The following is a 14,230-nucleotide window of genomic DNA, read 5'->3' on the forward strand; positions in this document are numbered from 1 at the left end:
CGACAACGGTGGGGAGGCGCCCTAGGGGACGACCGACGCCTCGACGCCGGAGGTCACGACCGGTGCCTCGTCCGGCACGCGGACCGGGTGCCGCAGCAGCGCCCGGACGGTGATCACGACCAGGACGACGAGGGCCACGTTGCGCGCGGCGAGCACGAGAGTGACGCCGGGGCCCGCGTTCAGCACCTCGTCGTACCCCCACGGGAACACCACCTGCGTCGCGGCGGCGACGCCGGCCACCCACCAGGCCGTGGCCCGCCACCCGGGCAGCCGCAGCGCGAGCGCGACCGCCACGGGCGGTGCCAGCCACCCCATGTACTGCGGCGAGCCGACCTTGTTGAGCACGAGCATGGTGAGGGTCAGCAGCAGCGCTCCGCGCACCACGAGCTCGCGCTGCGCGACCGGGTCCGACCAGAACCCCGACCCGAGCGACCGCCGCCGCCACCACAGCAGGACCGTCACCGCGACGAGCCCGAACGGGAACAGGGTGCCGAGCACGTCGGCCGCGACGACCGTGCCGGGTCCACGGATCTCCCACGAGACGATCGGTTCGTTGAGGTAGCGCACCACGTCGTCGGTGCCCAGCCCTGCCACGAGCCACGGCGTGGCGCCGGGAGACTCGATCTGCAGGCCGCGCTCGCCCTGCTCCAGGAGGAACGAGGCGACGTGCGAGAGCCCGCCGCCCACGGCCACCGCCACGACGACGCCGACCGAGACGAGCGCCGCAGGCACCACCACGTCCCGCCACGGCCTGCGCACCGCCACGACGACCGCGAGGAGCAGCGCACCCGGCGCGACCTTGACCCAGGCGGCTGCCGTCAGCAGGGCGGCCGACACCTTCGGGTGCCGCAGCGTCACGGCGAGCGCCGCCACCACGACCGGGGCGACGACGGCGTCGAGCCGGCCCATCGCGATCGGTCCGAGCAGCAGGAGGAACCCGATCCACCACCACGCGCCCGCCGTGGTCCGGGGCTCGTGAGCGGAGGGACCCCGAGCGCCGGCGCCGCGGCCCGAGGGCGCGCCGACCGGCCGGGCGATCCGCGGCGCGTGCAGCAGGACGCCGAGCGCGGCGGCGTCCAGGGCTGTCACCATGACGGACCACGCCACCATGTACCCGGACCCGTCGCCGATGCCACCGACCCCGGCCACGAGCAGCGGGACGACCGCGCCCGCCGGGTACACCCAGGAGCCCGAGAGCACCGGCCACTGGCCGTCGTGCACGCCCAGGTAGACCCAGTAGCGGTACAGCTCGAGGTCCCAGAACGCGCGCTGGGGGATCAGCACCACGCCCACGTACATGAGCCAGCCGTGCACGAGGAGGAAGGCCACCCACACGGCGGTGAGCGAGCGTGACAGTCGGAAGAACAGGGTGCGCCTCCGGCGGGAAGGGCCGCCGGGTCGACGCGGCGGGCATCAGGAGACGTCAGAGTAGCCCGCGCGCCTGTGACCTGGCGGTCACGCCCGTGGGCGGACCGACGGGCGTGACCGCACGGGGTCGTGCCGCCTGCGTGCGCGGCTACGTGACCCTGTTGCCGGCCACGGGCGGGAAGGCGGGAGGCAGGCCTTCGGAGTTCTCCTCGTCGCTGAGCACAGACCCGTGCACCTCCTGGGCAGGCGGTGGCGGTGCGCTCGGTGCCGTGTCGCTGACGGGATCGGGTGCTCCGCCCGGGACCACCTCGCGTGGCGGCGGTCGCATCTGGTCGTCGGTCACGATCGGTCCTCCTCGTGTCGCGGGTCGCCGGCACCGCTGGTCGGGCGCCGCCCTCAAGGACACCGTGGCACGACGACCCGGCGCGCGCCCGACGAGCGCCCGTGCTGCACCGACGAGCGTGTGCTGCGCCCGACGTGCGCGTGCTGCGCCCGGCGAGCGTGCGTGCTTCGGCTGGCGAGCATGCTCGCTTCCCGGGACGTGTCCCGGACCGCGCGCTCAGCCGGCCGGTGCGGCGGTGGGCGTGGGCGGCGCCGCGGGCGTGGCCTCGCTGAGCGGGGTGCAGCCCGGCGGCGGGATGAACGGCACCGCCGGGTCGAGCAGCACCGTGTCGATCGGCTTGAGCTCGCCGTACTCCTTGCCGAGCGCCAGGTCGACGCTGGGGTCGGCGGGGTCCTTGGCGACGAGGAGCAGGGTCGCTCCCTCGACGTGCGCGGCGAGCGTGTACGCCTGAGCGACGCCGGCCGGGCCGAACGAGATCTGCGCGACCCCCGAGTAGGGCGTCCCGTTCTGCGCCGTCCCCACGTGGAAGCCCCGCTCCGCGAGCGCCTCGGCCGTGGCGGCCGCGAGGCGCACGCGGCTGGTGGCGTTGTAGACGTTGACGGTGATCTGGTCGTAGGGCACCGGCGCCGCACCTTCCGGGGGGCACGGGCCGGCCGCGTTCGCCACCGTGGCGGTCGCGGGTGCCGTGCTGAAACCGCGGCCGACGACGGGCAGGTCGAGCTTGCCGGTGTACACCGCGGCCGCACCGAGCGCGGCGACGGCGAGCCCCGCGAGGAGCACGCCGAAGATCACCGCCTGCCGCTCGTGCATGTGTCGGCGGCGCAGGGCGCGCCCGCGGTCCTGCTCGCTCACTCGACCACCAGGACCCGTGCGTGCAGGACCGGGCGCTGCTGGAGCGCGGCGCGGACGGCCCGGTGCAGACCGTCCTCGAGGTACATCACGCCCTTGTACTGCACGACGTGCGCGAACAGGTCGCCGTAGAACGTGGAGTCCTCCGCCAGCAGCGCCGTGAGGTCGAGCGTGCGCTTGGTGGTCACGAGCTCGTCGAGGCGCACCACCCTGGGAGCGACCTCGGCCCACTGCTTGGGGGTCTCGAGCCCGTGGTCCGGATAGGGCCTGCCCTCGCCCACCGCCTTGAAGATCACGGGGGGAGTCTAGGGGGACGGGCACCCGTCGGTCGGCCCGCTCCAGGGTGAGCCGACCGACGGGTGCCCGGGTTCACCCGGCCAGGCCCTGCTGCGCAGCGTCGAACGCGATGTCGTGAGCCTTCTCGAGGGCGCGCGCGGCGTCGGTCTGCTCCCATGCCGACTGGGACGCCTCCAGGAACAGCGCCAGGCCGAGGTTGTACTCGGCGAGCCACGGCTCGGGTCGCGGGCCGATCGGCCACGGGCCCCAGCCGCCGGGCGGCCGCGGCGGCGTGGGGCACCAGTCGTCGAGGTCCGGGTCGAAGGCGACCCGCAGCTGGCTCGCCGTCCGGGCCAGCCGGAACAGGTCCTGACCGGCCTGGAAGCCGACCGCGAGCGGCGGGAGCGGCTGCGGGTTGAGCTCGGTGGCCGCGTGCGCCGCATGGAGCTGGAGCCCGGCGTGGAGCCCGCCGACGTGGCCGTACGGTCCGTACGGGTTGCCCAGGATGTCGAAGATCTCCGGGTGGATGCGGCCGATCAGACTGATCGCCGCCTTGGTCAACGCCATCGTCGTCCTCCTCGTCCCAGCAGGTCCGGGCCGGTGCCCGGACCACGGGGCACCGGTCGGCGCCCATGCCCCAGGAGGTCGGCGAAGGCGGCCCTGATACGGCGCACGTCCTCCGGCCCGCGTATCCGGCCGGGGTCGCGCGGCTCCTCCCAGGCAGTGGTCGACCGACAGGCGACGAGCAGCAGGACCGAGGGGGCGACGTCATGCACGGGCTGGGTGCACGGCTGGGTGCACGGCTGGGCGCGGCCGCCGGCGCGGCGGTCGTGGTCGGCGCCGCCACGGGCGTCGTCGCGCGGGCCCTCATGCGAGTGCTCGCCGTGGCGCTCGGCGAGCGGCCGACGTTCAGCGTGCTCGCGTCGGCGTTCATCGTGCTGTTCTTCGTGGTGGGGATGGGACCGGCCGCCGTGGGCGGGGCGCTCGGCCGGTGGACGTCGCGTGTCGTCGGGGCCACGGCCTCGGTGCTGCTGCTCGGCTGGTCCGCGACCGTCACCGCGGTGGCGGAGGGCGTCGGGGGCCTGGACGGGCGTCCGACGGGGGCCGTCCTGCTCGCGCTCATGTCGCTCGTCGCGCTCGGTGCGGCGGTCGTCGGCGGCTCGGTGCTCACGATGCGGGTGTCGGCGCGGCTCGCGCCGGAGCACGAGGAACGGCCGAGCCACGCGGTCTGGTGAGTGACGGCGCGGCTCGCCCCGGAGCGCGAGGAACGGCCGAGCCGCGCGGTCTGGTGAGTGACCACGCGGCTCGGCCGTTCCACGGTGCGGCACGTCTGGGCCGACCGTCAGCCTCGGCGGACCGCCAGGCGCGGCGATCGGCACGGTGCTGGCCGGCAGTCGCCTCGGTGGTTCGTCAGACGCGGTAGGCGGCGGTGATCGGGCACGCGAACAGGTCGCGGTCCGGGCGACCGACGCTGTTGAGGTGCCGGACGATGATCGCGTACGACTTCGGCAGGGACACCGACGCGTACGGGATGTTGTGCGCCGCGCAGTACGCCTTCACCAGGGGCTGCGCCTTGCGCAGGCTCGGCCGCGGCATCGACGGGAACAGGTGGTGCTCCACCTGGTGGTTGAGGCCGCCCATGAGGACGTCGACCCAACGGCCACCGCCGATGTTGCGGCTGGTCAGCACCTGGCGGCGCAGGAAGTCGATGCGCGCGTCCTTGGGGATCAGCGGCATGCCCTTGTGGTTCGGGGCGAACGAGGCTCCCATGTAGAAGCCGAACAGGGCCATCTGCACGGTGAGGAACACCAGGGCCTTGACGGGCGACATGACGAGCAGCACCAGGGCGAGGCCACCGAGCAGGCGGACGGCGAGCATCGACATCTCGACGCCGCGGCGCTCCATCGGCTCACGCGAGACCACGCGCTTGATGGCCGCGACGTGCAGCGCGAGGCCCTCGAGGAACAGCAGCGGGAAGAAGAACCAGCCCTGCTTGCTGAGGAACCACCGGGACAGCGGGCTGCGGTGCCGAGAGATGTCGTCCGGCGTGAAGGCGATGACCTCGAGGTCGATGTCGGGGTCGGCGCCGATCTGGTTCGGCTTGGCGTGGTGCCGCGTGTGCTTGTGCTGCCACCACCCGTAGCTCAGGCCGACGAACAGGTCGGCGAGCACCAGGCTCGTCCACGTGTTGGCCTTGCCGTTCGTGAAGATCTGCCGGTGCGCGGCGTCGTGCCCGAGAAACGCGACCTGCGTCAGGACCACGGCGGCGCCGGCCGCGAGAGCCACCTGCCACCAGGAGTCGCCCACGAGGACGATCCCGGTGATGAGGGCTGCCATCGCGAGGACGGCTGCGCTGATCCGCGCGGTGTAGTGACCCGGCCGGCGGCGCATGAGGCCTGCAGCCTGGACGGAGCGGGTGAGCTCGGTGAAGTCGCTGACCGCGCGGTCACGAGGCCGCATCGGTGCTTCGACGGTGGTGTCGATCGTCATAGCTGTCCGTCCTGTCGTCCCTGGTGAGGGCCCTGGGAGGTGTGGACTTCGTGACGTGCGAGCCTCGTCGTCCGGTTGAATACGACGAGACCCCGGCCGCGCGGGCCGGGGTCTCGTACGGATGCTCAGTGGTGAGCGTGGATCACAGAGGCGTGATGTTCGAGGCCTGCGGGCCCTTGGGGCCCTGCGTGACGTCGAACTGAACCTTCTGGTTCTCCTCGAGCGTGCGGTAGCCGCTCGTCGAAATGGCCGAGTAGTGCGCGAAGACGTCGGGGCCGCCGTCCTCCGGGGCGATGAAGCCGAAGCCCTTCTCGGCGTTGAACCACTTCACGGTGCCAACAGGCATGATGCTCTCTTCTCTCAGGATGCGTACTGACAACCCCGTCTGACCGGGACCGGTGATCACGGTGGTCGTCGTCCGTCCAACGAGGAAACCTCGAGAACGTCGTGCCGGGTCTCCCGCGGCGGTCATGACAAGCGATGCACAGCGACTACGGAACTGAGCCTACGGCACGGATGCCCCAGATGGGAAAGATCCTCCGCAGATCAGTTCGCCGCGGAGGGCACTTTCGACGCCTGGTCGCCCGATATGTCCTGCTTTGATGCGGCCCTGCCACCAGGACCAACGAGTCCGCGAGGCGCGCGGGGGCAGGGCGACCGCGCCGCGACCGCTCCGGGGCCCGACCGTCAGGCTCCGGGGCGCCGCTCCGAGCGACGCTCGTCCCAGGCGACGATGCGGGCGAGCAGCGGCACGGCGGCCGCGACCGTCTCCTTCTCCGGTGGGTCGAGCGCCTCCGCGAGCGCGAGGGTGAGCCAGTCCGTCCGCCGTCGCCGTTCCTGCTCCAGCGCGGCTCGACCCTGGGCCGTCAGCGCCAGCGGCGACTTGCGGGCGTCCCGCGGATCCGCGGAGCGCTCGACGAGCCCCTCCGTCTCCAGCAGGCCGACCGTGCGGGCCATGGACTGGGGTCGGACCCGCTGAGCGGCGGCGAGCTCGCTGGTGGTCAGAGCGCCGTCTCGCCCGAGCAGCCCGAGCACGGCGGTGACCGCCTGCGGTCGAGGGTCCTCGGCCCGCCCGCGCCGGACGAGCCGACCCAGCTGGAGCCGGAGGTCGGCGGCGAGCGCGGCGTCGTCCATGAGGCGAAGCCTAGCCCGGTGCACAGCAGAACTGTGCAGGCTGGCTTGACATCAAGACCGCGACGAATAGACAGTCTTGCTGTCATTCACCGCCCCGAGCCAGGAGCCCCCCATGCCCGTCGACACCCTCGACCCCGCCACCGCCCTCGTGCTCGTCGACCTCCAGAAGGGCATCACCGCGCTTCCGACCGTCCACGACGCCGCAGCCGTGGTCGCTCGCGCGGCCTCTCTCGCCGACGCCGCTCACCGCGGCGGCCGCCCTGTCGTGCGTGTCCGCGTCCAGTTCTCCCCGGACGGGGGAGACCTGCTCCGCGGGCGCACCGACTCGCCGGGGCCGGCGATCACGCCCGGTGCGGACTTCGCCGACCTCGATCCGCGCGTCCCCGAGGCGGCCGGCGACCTGCAGGTCATCAAGCGCGGGTGGGACGCGTTCACCGGCACCGAGCTCGACTCGCGGCTGCGCAGGCGTGGCGTGCGGTCGGTGGTCGTCGGAGGTATCGCGACGAGCATCGGGGTGGAGTCCACCGCACGGACGGCCCGCGAGCTCGGGTACGAGGTGGTGGTCGCGCACGACGCCGTGACCGACCTCGTCGCCTCGGCGCACGCCCGCAGCCTGGACGTGATCCTTCCGAGGATCGCCCGGCTGGAGTCCGCGGACGTGCTGGCGGCGCTGCTCGCGGGGTGAGGCCCGCCGGGCCGCGACGGCGACCGTCCGGTGCAGACCGGCTCCGGACGGTCGCCGGCACGGAATGTGTGAACATCGGCGGCTGCCTGCGTGGGTGTAGCCGCGCGTCCCTTCCCGGTAGACAGGGCAACACCTCGTCTCATCGATGACGACCGGCCTCGCGCATCCCTTGGCAGTCGGCTGAACGCGCGTTTAGAGTGGTGAACGTGCGTTCAGTCGACACCGACGACCTGACCACCCGCGCCCGCATCCGCGACGCCGCGATCGCCCGCTTCGGGCGGGACGGCTTCCGCGCCGGGCTGCGCGCGGTCGCGGCAGACGCCGGCGTGAGCCCCGCGCTCGTCATCCACCACTTCGGCTCGAAGGACGCCCTGCGCGCCGAGTGCGACGCCTACGTGCTCCGGACCATCCGGGAGCAGAAGGCCGAGGCGATGACGCAGTGGTCGCCGATGCAGGTCGTCGGGGCGATCGACGACCCGGGTCGGTACGCGACGATCTTCGGCTACGTGGTCCGCGCGCTGCTCGAGGGCGGTGCGGTCGCGGCGACGTTCGTCGAGGGGCTGGTCGCCGACGCCGAGTCGTACCTCGAGGAGGCCGTCGTGAGCGGCACCGTCCGGCCCACCACCGACCCGGCCGGACGTGCGCGCTATCTCATCGCCACGAGCGTCGGCATGCTGCTCGTCGCGCAGCTGGAGGCCGAGGCGGGCCGTGGTGTCTCGCCGACCGTGGACCCGGCGGGGGCGCTGCAGGAGATCTGGCGGACGACCCTCGTGCCCGCCCTCGAGATGATGACGTACGGCCTCCTGACCTCGAGCGACCTGCTCGACGAGTACCGCGCGGCCGTCGACGGACGGGCGCCGGCGACGGCCACCGACCCGCGCGCGGCCCGGCCTGCGCCACCGTGAGGGCGGAGCGCCGCACCTCGCCACCGTGAGCGGTCACCACCATCCCGCCACCCCGAGCCGTCCACCGAAGGAACCGACCATGACCACCCTCGCCATCGAGGTCGCCGGGCTGCACAAGTCGTTCGGCACCACGCACGCCCTCGACGGGCTCGACCTCGTCGTGCCCGCCGGCCAGGTCGCCGGCTTCCTCGGCCCGAACGGCGCGGGCAAGTCGACCACCATCCGCGTGCTCCTCGGCCTGCTCAAGGCCGACAGCGGCACCGTCCGCCTGCTCGGCGGCGACCCGTGGGCCGACGCGGTCGCGCTGCACAGCCGCCTCGCCTACGTGCCGGGCGACGTCACCCTGTGGCCGAACCTCACCGGCGGCGAGGCGATCGACCTGCTGGTGCGGCTGTCCGGCCGCCCGCTCGACCAGCGTCGCAAGGACCAGCTCCTGCAGCGTTTCGAGCTCGACCCCACCAAACGGGCGCGCACCTACTCGAAGGGGAACCGGCAGAAGGTCGCGCTCGTCGCCGCGCTGGCGACCCCCGGCGTCGAGCTGCTGGTGCTCGACGAGCCGACGTCGGGTCTCGACCCGCTCATGGAGGCGGTGTTCCAGCGGTGCGTGCGGGAGGCGACCGCCGAGGGGGCGTCCGTGCTGCTCAGCAGCCACATCCTCGCCGAGGTGGAGGAGCTGTGCGACACCGTGACGATCATCCGGCAGGGCAAGGCGGTCCAGCACGGCACGCTCGCCGAGCTGCGCCACCTCACCCGGGCGCGGGTCAGCGCCGTGGTCGCGGGCCCGACGGACGCCCTGGCTGCCCTCGCCGGCGTGCACGACCTCGCGACGGGCGACGGCCACGTCACGTTCCACGTCGACAACGACGCGCTCCCGCAGGTCACGCGGGCCCTGGCCGACCTGGCGCCCTCCGCCCTGACCATCACGCCGCCGTCCCTGGAGGAGCTGTTCCTGCGCGAGTACGGCGACGAGCTGGCGGCGCTGGAGGGCGAGCCGGCGCCGGACGCGACGGCGACGTCCCGATGACCGCCACCGCGCTCGCGCCGACGGCCGCGGCACCCGGCAGGTCCGGCGGCCTGCTCACCGGGACGGGCCTCCTGCTCCGGCTCGCGCTGCGCCGTGACCGGGTCCGGCTGCCGGTCACGGTCGCGATCCTCGTGCTGATGATGGCGGCGACCGTCTCGGCCATCGAGACCGCCTACCCGACGGCCGAGCAGCGTCAGGCGCTCGCCGCGACGGTGAGCACCAACACGGCGTTCCTGGCCCTGCTCGGCCCCGCACTGCACCCGGAGTCCCTCGCCGCGATGGCGTGCTGGCGGATCGGTGCGTTCCTCGCGCTCGTCGTCGGCATCCTCGGTGCGATGACCACGGTGCGGCACACCCGCCGGGAGGAGGAGGCCGGCCGGCTGGAGCTCGTCGGGGCGTTGCGGGTGGGCCGGCTCGCCGCCCTCACCGCCGGGCTGCTGACCGCCCTCGTGCTCGTCACGGTGACCTCGTTCGCCGTCGCCGTCCCGGTGCTCGGCGAGGGGGCGCAGGGCGCGCTGGCGTTCGCGTTTCAGAACCTCGTGTCCGGCCTGGCGGGGGTCGCCGTCGCCGCGGTCGCGGTCCAGGTGGCGTCCGTGGCACGGACCGCGAGCAGCATCGCCGTCTCGGTGCTCACCCTGACGTACGTGCTGCGGGCCGTCGCCGACCTCTCCGACCCGCTCTCGTGGATGGCGTGGCTCAGCCCGATCGGGTGGGGCCAGAAGATCGACCCGTTCGGCGAGAACCGCCTCGGTCTCGTGCTGCTCGGCGTCGCGACGCTGCTGGTCGGTGCGGGCGTGGCCTACCGGATCGCCCTGCACCGCGACCTGGGCGCGGGTCTGATCGCGGATCGTCCGGGCCCGGCCGGCGACCCGCGCCTCGGCTCCGTCTCGGCGCTGACCTGGAGGCTGCAGGGCACGACGCTCGGCACGTGGGTCGCGCCCGTCGCGGCGTACACCCTGCTCGTCGGCTTCATCCTCGACTCGGTCGACGACATCGCCGGCGACAGCCCGCAGATGCAGCAGATCGTCGAGCAGATCGGCGGGAAGGGCGCCCTCCAGGACGTGTTCGTGGTGACGATCATGAGCTTCGTCGGGCTGGCCGCCGCCGCCTACGTGGTCGCCGCGCTCGCCCGGCTGCACGGGGAGGAGTCCGCCGGACGGACCGAGCTGCTGCTCGGCCGTGCGGTCCCACGGGCCACGTACCTGCTGGTCAACGTGGTCGTGGTCGCCGTCGGCACCGTCGTGCTCGCGCTCGCCGCCGGTCTCGCGATGGGGACCGGGTACGGGATCGTCGCCGGGACGTGGGGGTCGTCGTTCTGGCCGATCGTCGGTGCGGGGCTCGTGCAGGTGCCGGCCGTGCTCGTCGTCGTGGGGTTCATGACCGCGCTGTACGGCTGGGTGCCGCGGCTCGTCGTGCTCGGCTGGGCGCTGGTCGTCTGGTCCGTGCTCGTCGGCCTGCTGGGCGAGCTGCTCGGGCTGCCGTCCTGGCTCCAGCAGCTCTCCCCGTTCGCGCACGTGCCCGGGTACCCGCTGGAGGACGTCACGGCTGGACCGCTGCTCGTGCTCGCCGGCATCGCCGTGGTGCTCGCCGCGTTCGGGGTCCTCGGGTTCCGGCGTCGCGACGTCGTCGCCTGAGCCGTCCCGCCGGCGCCGCGTTGTTACCGTGATGCCACAGGGGGCGACGCAGGTCCGGGCGACCAGGAGGACGGCCATGAGCGACTGCCCGTGCGGTTCCGGCGACGACTACGACGCCTGCTGCGGTGCCCTGCACGCCGGCCGCCACCCTGCTCCCACGGCCGAGGCGCTCATGCGCGCCCGGTACAGCGGCTTCGCCGTCCGGGACGCCGAGTACCTGCTCGCGACGTGGCACGACAGCACCCGCCCGGAGACCCTCGACCTCGACGAGCAGGTGACCTGGCGCCGCCTCGTGGTGCTCCGCACCGACGCAGGCGGCCCGTGGGACGACGCCGGGCTCGTCGAGTTCGTCGCCCACTACGCCGAACCCGCAGGTCGGGGACGCCTGCACGAGACGAGCCGCTTCGTCCGTGAGCACGGCCGGTGGCTGTACGTCGACGGTGTGGTGGACGCGTAGAGCGTGCCCTTTGGTCCCTTCCGGCGAAGCGGGGCATAGGGGAGCATGTCGCCATGAACGCGACAGATGCGGCCATCGACGTCCGCGGCCTGCGCAAGCGCTACGGCACCAAGCAGGCGGTCGACGGGCTCGACCTGACGGTGGCCGACGGCGAGATCGTCGCCGTCCTCGGGCCCAACGGAGCCGGCAAGACCACGACCATCGAGATCCTCGAGGGCTACCGCCGCCGTGACGACGGGCACGTCCGGGTGCTCGGCGAGGACCCGGAGGCCGCAGGGCGTGCGTGGCGGGCACGCGTGGGCGTGGTGCTGCAGAGCGCCAACGACCTGGCCGAGGCGACCGTCAGCGAGCTCGTGCGGCACTTCGCCCGGTACTACCCGACGGCGCGCGACGCCGACGAGGTCATCGACGCCGTCGGCCTGCGGGACAAGGCGCGGACCCGGGTGCGGCAGCTGTCCGGCGGCCAGCGGCGGCGGCTCGACGTGGCGCTCGGCATCATCGGGCGGCCCGAGCTGCTGTTCCTCGACGAGCCGACCACCGGGTTCGACCCCGAGGCGCGCCGCGCGTTCTGGGATCTGGTCCGCGGACTGCGCACCGACGGCACGACGATCCTGCTGACCACCCACTACCTCGAGGAGGCGGAGGCGCTCGCCGACCGCGTCGTCGTGGTGCGGGACGGTCGGGTCGTCGCGGAGGGCGCCCCCGCCGAGCTCGGCGGCCGGTCCGCCCGTCAGGCCGTGGTGCGGTGGAGCAGCGACGGGACGCGGCACGAGGAACGCACGGACACGCCGACCGCGGTCGTCACCCGTCTCGCCGCCACCGCGGGCGGGGAGGTCGCGGGCCTCGAGGTGGTCCGGCCGACGCTCGAGGACGTGTACCTGGACCTGATCGGCGACGTGGGCGACGCCGACCTCCTGGAGGTCGCGGGGTGACCGCCCCCGCGGTCCGGTCCACCCTGCCCGGGGCGCTGCACCTCGGGGCCGCCCGTGCGGGCCTCGAGCTGCGCCTGTACTTCCGCGAGCGCGACGCCGTCGTGTTCGGCTTCGCCTACCCGGTGATCATGCTGGGGATCTTCGCGACCGTGTTCGGGCAGGACGGCGCCACCGTCGGGCCGGAGCCAGGCATCCCGTTCGCGCAGTACTTCCTGCCCGGCATGGTGGCGACCGGTCTGATGCTGTCGAGCTTCCAGTCGCTGGCCATCGCGATCACCGTCGAGCGTGACGAGGGCGGGCTCAAGCGGCTGCGCGGCACGCCGTTGCCCGCCATCTCGTACTTCCTCGGCAAGGCCGGCGGGGTGCTGATGTCGTCGCTGCTGCAGACGGCGCTGCTGCTGGTGGTCGCGGCGGTGCTGTTCTCGGTGCCGATGCCGGCGACGGCGGCCGCGTGGGGGACGTTCGCCTGGGTGTTCGTGCTCGGTGCGGCCACGGGGTCGGTGCTCGGCGTGGCGTTCTCGTCGGTGCCGCGCTCCGGGCGGTCCTCCAGCGCCGTCGTCATCCCCGTCGTGCTGGTGCTCCAGTTCATCTCCGGCGTGTTCTTCGTGTTCCAAGACCTGCCGCCGTGGATGCAGTCCGTCGCGTCGGTGTTCCCGCTCAAGTGGATGGCGCAGGGCATGCGGTCCGTGTTCCTGCCGCCCTCGGCCGAGAGCTGGGAGGTGTCGGGGTCGTGGCAGCACGCGGCCACGGCGGCCGTGCTCGTGGCGTGGCTCGTGGTCGGGCTGGTGTGGGGGACGCGCACGTTCCGGTGGATGCGGCGCGACGACGGCTGAGCGCGGTCCGTGGCCTGGTCCGGGCACGCGGCGGTCAGTACGGCTTACCCCGGTTGCTGGGGTCAGTACGGCTTACCCCGGTTGCTGCGGTCGGCGCCCCGGCGGATCGGGCCGCCGCCCGAGCCGGCGGGCTCGGGCCTGGGGACGTAGAGGTCACGCCACTCCCGGACCCACGCGCGGCTCTGCGTCACCCGTCGGTGGGTGTCGAGCCATGCGTCGCCCGCGCTCATGCTCTCGGTGGTGCCGGTGGTGTAGCCCCAGGGACCCGGGTCGACGCCCATCGCCCTGAGGATGCTGGGCACGAGATCTTCCGGGGCCTCCGTGCCGAAGTCCTTCTTCAGGGCCTCCTGCACGAACCACGGTCGCATGTACTCGGGCACGTTGCGCAGGTACTCGCTGTTCCTCCTGCGCGTGTACTGCTCGCCCCACCCGTGCCACTCCTCCTTCTTCTGGCGGTACGCCGCGTCCGCCGCCGCCTTCTGCGCGGCCAGGGCCGTCGTGCTGATCGGGCCGGTGTTCGCGGCGTTCGCCTTCATCACCGCGAGCGTGCCCGCGTCGAGCGACGGGTACGTGATCTCCGCGAACGACGCGACCTTGGTGTGCCAGCTGTCCTTCGTGAAGATGTGGCCGGCGCTGGCCTGTGCGGTGAGGTCGATCCACGCCAGCATCTTCGAGTCGGAGGTGCGACGGAGGACCACGTCGGGACGCGTTCCCCCGGTGGAGACCTGGTAGGACAGGTAGCAGCCCGCGGGTGCGACCTGCGGGAGCACCTCGCACGCGATCGTCTCGACGGCGTACCCGAACGCCGCTGCCATCTGTCCCGTCACCTGGCCGGACAGGTACTGGTTCCACACCCTCACCCAGTGCGGCAGGGTCCCGTTCGAGCTGAGCGCCAGCGCGTTCGCGAGCGACGGGACCGCCAGGACGGACTCGTACGCCTCGCGCGTCAACCGCTCGAACTCGTTGTAGAACGCATCGACGGCTGCGCGGTCGGCGGCGGACATGTCGGCGGCGTAGGTCGCGTTCTCGATGGCGCGCTGCACCGGCGGCGGTCCGTGGCGCTGCGCGGTGAGCAGCTGGGTCACGGCACGATTTCCGGCGGACCGTTGCAGTGCCGTCAAGCGGGGCGCCGTCAACCCGGGGGCTGAGCGTCCGGGGGTCGCCGTCAGCGCCGGATCCGTCCGCGCTGGGCCCGGCGTCGCAGCGGCTCGGTCCTGGGGACGGGCGACGGCGGGCGGGACCGACCTCGGGTCATGTCCGTCGTGCGCCGCGTCGTGAGACGAGCCCGCGGTCCTCGGCA

At 73.3% G+C, this 14,230-nt stretch carries 17 protein-coding genes; 8 read left to right on the top strand and 9 right to left on the bottom strand.

Going from position 1 to position 14,230, the window contains the following annotated elements:
* Positions 1 to 21: 21 nt before the first annotated feature.
* The 5 genes from ACVW07_RS14590 to ACVW07_RS14610 all read right to left on the bottom strand — a co-directional run bounded on the left by ACVW07_RS14590 (position 22) and on the right by ACVW07_RS14610 (position 3,403).
* Entirely contained in the window at positions 22 to 1,329 is a 1,308-nt protein-coding gene (locus tag ACVW07_RS14590) for a glycosyltransferase 87 family protein (protein WP_456819958.1), read from the bottom strand.
* 187 nt (positions 1,330 to 1,516) lie between these two features.
* On the bottom strand, positions 1,517 to 1,711 hold the full coding sequence (locus tag ACVW07_RS14595; protein WP_456819959.1) for a hypothetical protein: 195 nt from the start codon (positions 1,709 to 1,711) through the stop codon (positions 1,517 to 1,519).
* 216 nt (positions 1,712 to 1,927) lie between these two features.
* The gene (locus tag ACVW07_RS14600; protein WP_456819960.1) at positions 1,928 to 2,563 is read right to left on the bottom strand and encodes a LytR C-terminal domain-containing protein; all 636 of its coding nucleotides are present in this window, start codon (positions 2,561 to 2,563) and stop codon (positions 1,928 to 1,930) included.
* Complete coding sequence (locus ACVW07_RS14605) at positions 2,560 to 2,856, bottom strand: type II toxin-antitoxin system VapB family antitoxin (RefSeq protein WP_456819961.1); 297 nt, start codon at positions 2,854 to 2,856, stop codon at positions 2,560 to 2,562. The genes ACVW07_RS14600 and ACVW07_RS14605 overlap by 4 nt, the downstream gene beginning before the upstream one ends.
* 73 nt (positions 2,857 to 2,929) lie before the next feature.
* Positions 2,930 to 3,403 (bottom strand): hypothetical protein, encoded by a 474-nt coding sequence (locus ACVW07_RS14610; RefSeq protein WP_456819962.1) that lies wholly within the window; start codon positions 3,401 to 3,403, stop codon positions 2,930 to 2,932.
* A gap of 203 nt (positions 3,404 to 3,606) precedes the next feature.
* Between ACVW07_RS14610 and ACVW07_RS14615 the strand changes: the two genes are divergently transcribed.
* Positions 3,607 to 4,071, top strand: coding sequence for a hypothetical protein (locus tag ACVW07_RS14615; protein ID WP_456819963.1), 465 nt, complete (start codon positions 3,607 to 3,609; stop codon positions 4,069 to 4,071).
* Positions 4,072 to 4,246: 175 nt separating this feature from the next.
* Here ACVW07_RS14615 and ACVW07_RS14620 read toward each other — a convergent pair whose 3' ends face one another.
* From ACVW07_RS14620 to ACVW07_RS14630, 3 genes are all read right to left on the bottom strand, one after another.
* A complete protein-coding gene (locus ACVW07_RS14620) occupies positions 4,247 to 5,326 on the bottom strand; it encodes a fatty acid desaturase family protein (protein WP_456819964.1) in 1,080 nt (359 codons plus the stop codon).
* A gap of 142 nt (positions 5,327 to 5,468) precedes the next feature.
* Entirely contained in the window at positions 5,469 to 5,672 is a 204-nt protein-coding gene (locus ACVW07_RS14625) for a cold-shock protein (protein ID WP_456819965.1), read from the bottom strand.
* Positions 5,673 to 6,013: 341 nt separating this feature from the next.
* A complete protein-coding gene (locus ACVW07_RS14630; RefSeq protein ID WP_456819966.1) occupies positions 6,014 to 6,460 on the bottom strand; it encodes a MarR family winged helix-turn-helix transcriptional regulator in 447 nt (148 codons plus the stop codon).
* Positions 6,461 to 6,572: 112 nt separating this feature from the next.
* Here ACVW07_RS14630 and ACVW07_RS14635 point away from each other — a divergent pair, with 112 nt between their 5' ends.
* From ACVW07_RS14635 to ACVW07_RS14665, 7 genes are all read left to right on the top strand, one after another.
* Positions 6,573 to 7,145, top strand: coding sequence for an isochorismatase family protein (locus ACVW07_RS14635; RefSeq protein WP_456819967.1), 573 nt, complete (start codon positions 6,573 to 6,575; stop codon positions 7,143 to 7,145).
* Positions 7,146 to 7,351: 206 nt separating this feature from the next.
* Positions 7,352 to 8,050, top strand: a complete 699-nt coding sequence (locus ACVW07_RS14640; RefSeq protein WP_456819968.1) for a TetR family transcriptional regulator — start codon at positions 7,352 to 7,354, stop codon at positions 8,048 to 8,050.
* 79 nt (positions 8,051 to 8,129) lie between these two features.
* Positions 8,130 to 9,074 carry an ABC transporter ATP-binding protein gene (locus tag ACVW07_RS14645; protein WP_456819969.1) on the top strand — a complete coding sequence of 315 codons (945 nt, stop codon included), beginning with the start codon at positions 8,130 to 8,132 and terminating at the stop codon, positions 9,072 to 9,074.
* A complete protein-coding gene (locus tag ACVW07_RS14650; protein WP_456819970.1) occupies positions 9,071 to 10,708 on the top strand; it encodes an ABC transporter permease in 1,638 nt (545 codons plus the stop codon). Before ACVW07_RS14645 ends, ACVW07_RS14650 begins: the two co-directional genes overlap by 4 nt.
* A gap of 76 nt (positions 10,709 to 10,784) precedes the next feature.
* Positions 10,785 to 11,165, top strand: coding sequence for a YchJ family protein (locus ACVW07_RS14655; protein ID WP_456819971.1), 381 nt, complete (start codon positions 10,785 to 10,787; stop codon positions 11,163 to 11,165).
* 53 nt (positions 11,166 to 11,218) lie between these two features.
* Positions 11,219 to 12,097 (top strand): ABC transporter ATP-binding protein, encoded by an 879-nt coding sequence (locus ACVW07_RS14660; RefSeq protein ID WP_456819972.1) that lies wholly within the window; start codon positions 11,219 to 11,221, stop codon positions 12,095 to 12,097.
* Positions 12,094 to 12,930: an ABC transporter permease gene (locus ACVW07_RS14665; protein WP_456819973.1), complete on the top strand. Its 837-nt coding sequence runs from the start codon at positions 12,094 to 12,096 to the stop codon at positions 12,928 to 12,930. Before ACVW07_RS14660 ends, ACVW07_RS14665 begins: the two co-directional genes overlap by 4 nt.
* A gap of 62 nt (positions 12,931 to 12,992) precedes the next feature.
* On the opposite strand, the gene ACVW07_RS14670 is transcribed toward ACVW07_RS14665, so the two are convergent.
* A complete protein-coding gene (locus tag ACVW07_RS14670; RefSeq protein ID WP_456819974.1) occupies positions 12,993 to 14,015 on the bottom strand; it encodes a hypothetical protein in 1,023 nt (340 codons plus the stop codon).
* Positions 14,016 to 14,230 lie beyond the last annotated feature (215 nt).

It is taken from the genome of Cellulomonas sp. URHB0016 (assembly GCF_054057935.1).